Origin of the sequence: Microcella sp., assembly GCF_030645145.1 — a bacterium.
Taxonomy (GTDB): domain Bacteria; phylum Actinomycetota; class Actinomycetes; order Actinomycetales; family Microbacteriaceae; genus Microcella.
In genome coordinates this window covers 1-3,864 of the sequence record NZ_JAUSMI010000169.1, presented here as the reverse complement: position 1 = coordinate 3,864, position 3,864 = coordinate 1, and the positions used below count along the sequence as shown (strand labels likewise).

4 protein-coding genes are annotated in these 3,864 nt (G+C 73.1%); 1 reads left to right on the top strand and 3 read right to left on the bottom strand.

Going from position 1 to position 3,864, the window contains the following annotated elements; all coding sequences use genetic code 11:
* The 3 genes from Q7T15_RS11870 to Q7T15_RS11860 form a co-directional block, all read right to left on the bottom strand.
* A partial coding sequence (locus Q7T15_RS11870) for an ATP-binding cassette domain-containing protein (RefSeq protein ID WP_304696475.1) occupies positions 1–392 on the bottom strand: 392 nt, incomplete at its 3' end.
* Positions 389–1,996, bottom strand: coding sequence for an iron ABC transporter permease (locus Q7T15_RS11865; RefSeq protein ID WP_304696474.1), 1,608 nt, complete (start codon positions 1,994–1,996; stop codon positions 389–391). The genes Q7T15_RS11865 and Q7T15_RS11870, both read right to left, overlap by 4 nt.
* Positions 1,997–2,077: 81 nt before the next feature.
* Entirely contained in the window at positions 2,078–3,097 is a 1,020-nt protein-coding gene (locus tag Q7T15_RS11860) for an iron ABC transporter substrate-binding protein (protein ID WP_304696473.1), read from the bottom strand.
* Positions 3,098–3,260: 163 nt separating this feature from the next.
* Here Q7T15_RS11860 and Q7T15_RS11855 point away from each other — a divergent pair, with 163 nt between their 5' ends.
* Entirely contained in the window at positions 3,261–3,698 is a 438-nt protein-coding gene (locus tag Q7T15_RS11855; protein WP_304696472.1) for an Lrp/AsnC family transcriptional regulator, read from the top strand.
* Positions 3,699–3,864 lie beyond the last annotated feature (166 nt).

Below are 3,864 nucleotides of genomic sequence, written 5' to 3'. Positions count from 1 at the left end.
CCGACGAGGGAGGCGAGCTCGGCGATGCGCTCGGCGCGAGCGCGGGCGCGCCCGCGAGCGCCGCCCGCGCGGCCGCCGGGCACGGCGAATCCGATGTTCTCGCCGACGGTCAGGTGCGGGAAGAGCGAGGCCTCCTGCGGGACCCAGCCGATGCCGCGCTTCTCGGGCGGCACCGTGCGGCCCGCGCGCGAGAGCTCGCGCGAGCCGATCGCGATCGACCCGTCGCGGAGGGGAAGCAGCCCGGCGATCGCGAGCAGGAGCGACGTCTTGCCGCAGCCCGACGGGCCCAGCACCGCGACGAGCTCGCCCGACCGGATCGTCATCGACACGTCGTCGACCGCGAGCGTCGACCCGTGGGTCACGCTCGCGCCGGAGACGACGAGGTCGCTCACAACTCCTCCTTGGCCGTGCTGCGGATGCCCGAGAGCACCATGGCGGGGACCGCCGCGATCAGGACGAGCACCGCGGCGTACGGGGCGGCGGCGCCGAACTCGAACACGACCGTCCTGTTCCACAACTCGGTGGCGAGGGTCTGGATTCCCGTCGGCCGCAGCAGCAGCGTCGCCGGCAATTCTTTCATGGTCGCGATGGCCACCAGCAGGGCGCCGATGCCGACGCTCGGCAGCGCGAGCGGCACCGTCACGCGCCACCACGCCCGCAGCGGCGAATCGCCGAGCGTGCGCGCGACCGACACGAGCGACACCGGCACATCGGCGAGGCCCGAGCGCATCGTGCCGATCGCCTTCGGCATGAACAGCACCGCGTAGGCGAAGACGAGCACCGCGACGCTCTGGTAGAGCGCGGGCAGCACCGCGAGCGAGAAGAACACGAGCGACAGGCCGACCACGATGCCGGGCAGCGCGTGGCCGAGGAAGCCCACCGACTCGATCGCAGAGACGAGCCGGCCGCGGAAGCGGGCGGCGAGCGCCGCGATGGGCAGCGCGAGGACGACCGCGAGCGCGGCAGCGGCGAGCGCGACCCCGACCGTCGAGCCGACCGCCGCGAGCAGGCGCGGCACGTCGAGCTCGCGCAGCGTCTGGGCCTGCGCGAGCCGCGTCGCGAGACCCAGGAGCGGGATCGCGACGCCCACGACGGGAGCGGCGGCGACGACGGGGAGCAGCGACAGGAGCATCCCGCGCCCGATGGTTCGGGGGGCGACGGCGCGGGCGGCCGCGCGCGGCACTCGGCCGCGAGCGGTGCGCTCGCCGAGCACGACGAGCAGCGCGAGCACGACGAGCAGCAGCGCGAGGATCGCCGCCTGCGCCCGGTCGAAGCTCGCCGAGTACGCGGCGTTGATGCCCCACGTGAGGGTCGGGAAGCGCATCATCGCGACGAGCCCGAAGTCGCTCAGCGCGTACAGCGCGACGAGCAGCCCGCCCGCGATCGCCGCCGGGCGCACCTGCGGCCACGTCGCGACGAAGAACGCCGAGAAGGGCCCGCGGCCGAGCGTGCGGGCGACGCCCTCGAGATCGCCGGATGCTCCGCGCAGGGCCGCCGCGACCGGCAGCGTCACGTACGGGACCGTCACCGCCGACAGCAGCAGCCAGCTCGGCACGAACCCCTGGATGCTCGGCGACAGCACGAGCCAGCCGTACCCGGCGAGGAACGACGGCACCGCGAGCGGCAGCGCCGAGGCGAGCAGCCACAGCCGCGGGAACGGCACGCGCAGCCGCGAGAGCGTGAACGCGACGGCCGTGCCGAGCACGAGCGCCGTCGCCGTCGTCGCCCCGGCGAGGCCGAGCGAATTCGCCGCGTACTCGAGCACGCGCCCGCGGGTCAGGGTCTCGACGATGCGATCGAGGCCCGACTCGCCTCCGCGCACGAGCAGATAGACGAGGGGGATGCTCGCGGCGAGAGCGGCGAGCGACGCGAGCACCACGAGCCAGAGCGGCGGGCGCGTCGCGCTCGACCCGTCCCGGGCATCCGCCCTCGGGTGCGACGGCACCGCGGCGGCCGTCGGATCCGGGGCCGCCGCGGTCTGCGTCGCGAGCGTCATGGTGCTATTCGACCATTCGGTGGGCGGGAGCCGGCAGGGCCGAAAGCCCCGCCGGCGCGGGCGGTGGTGCGGGTGGTGCGGCTAGATGAGGCCGACCAGGGCGAGGAGCTCCTGCGTCTCGGCGAGCGACTCGAGGTCGCTCAGGTCGAGCTCGGGGTTCACGAGCGAGTCGAGAGAGGGCAGGCCCTCGGGCGCGTCGATGCCGGGGACGAGCGGGTACTCGAAGGTCTCCTCGACGAAGTACTCCTGGCCGTCCTCCGAGAGGAGGAACTCGATGAACGCGAGCGCGTCCTCGTTGTCGGCCGAGCCCGACAGGATGCCGGCGCCGGTCACATTGACGATCGAGCCCGCATCGCCCGCCTCGAGGAACTTCAGCTGCGCGCGCATGTTCTCGGCGCCGACCTCGGCCGCCTGGCGGAACCAGTAGTAGTGGTTGATGAGGCCCGTCTCGACGACTCCGTCGTTGACGGCCGTGAGGATGGGGATGTTCGACTCGAAGATCTGCGGATCGTTGTCGGAGAGCGCCTGCAGCCAGGACTCGGCGGCCTCCTCCCCCTCGAGGACGCGCAGCGCGGTCACGAAGGACTGGAAGCTCGCGTTCGACGGCGCGACGCCGACGCGACCGGCCCACTCCTCGGTGACGTAGTCGTCGATCGAGTCGGGCAGCTCGTCCTCGGTCAGCTGCTCGCCGTCGTAGACGACGACGCGCGCGCGGCCGGTGATGCCGACCCAGCTGCCGTCGGTGGAGGTGAAGCCCGCGGGCACCGCGTCGGCGACGTCGTCGGGCAGGGTCGAGAAGAGACCGGCGGCGCTGAGGGCGCCGAGCGATCCGGCATCCTGCGACAGGAAGACGTCGGCGGGCGTCGCCTCGCCCTCCTCGAGCAGCAGCGAGCCGAGCTCGGCAGTGTTGCCGTAGCGCACGTCGACGACGATGCCCGTCTCCTCCGTGAACTCATCGATGAGCGGCTGCACGAGGTCCTCGTCGCGCCCGGAGTACAGCGTGAACGCGGCCTCCTCCTCGGCGGGGGTCGCGGCGCAGCCGGCGAGCAGCAGGCCGGCGACGGGCAGGGCGAGCAGGGAGAGAGAGCGGGACGAGCGCATGAGAGATGACTCCGAGAGAACGGGAGGGAGAGAGGTGCAGGACGCGGCGACGCTGCCGTAGGTAAGGCTAGCCTTACTCGGTCGGGAGCGCTACCCGCGATCCTGCGGTTCCGCCGTGAGACCGGATGCCCGATCCGGCCCCGGAGTCGCCTACCGTTAGCGCATGGACGCCATCGATTCGCGCATCATCGATCAGCTGCGTCAGAACGCCCGCGCCGGGTACGGCGACATCGGCGACGTCGTCGGACTGAGCGCCTCGGCCGTCAAGCGCCGCGTGGACAAGCTCGTCGCCGACAAGGTGATCCGCGGCTTCACCGTGCAGGTCGACCCCGCCATCGAAGGGCTCGCCGTCGAGGCGTACGTCGAGCTGTTCTGCCGCGGCACCGTGGCGCCCGACGAGCTGCGGCGCATTCTCCTCGCCGTGCCCGAGGTCGTCGAGGCCGGGACCGTGACGGGCGACGCCGACGCGATCGTGCGGCTGCGGTCGCGCGACATCCCGAGCATGGAGGAGGCGCTCGAGCGCGTGCGCTCGGCGCCCAACGTCGACCACACGCGCTCGGCGATCGTCTTCTCGCGGCTCGTCGACCGCGCGCACGACTAGGTCGCAGCTGCCGCGCGCACGAGGGCGCCGCGCGCCCGGCAGTATCCGCCCGCGCGCACGAAAGAGCCCGTTCGTCGCAAGTGGGCCCGAATATCCGGGCTCATCCGTGACGAACGGGCTCACTCGTGGCCGCCGCGCGGCGCACAGCGCGCGCGGCGCGGGCCGC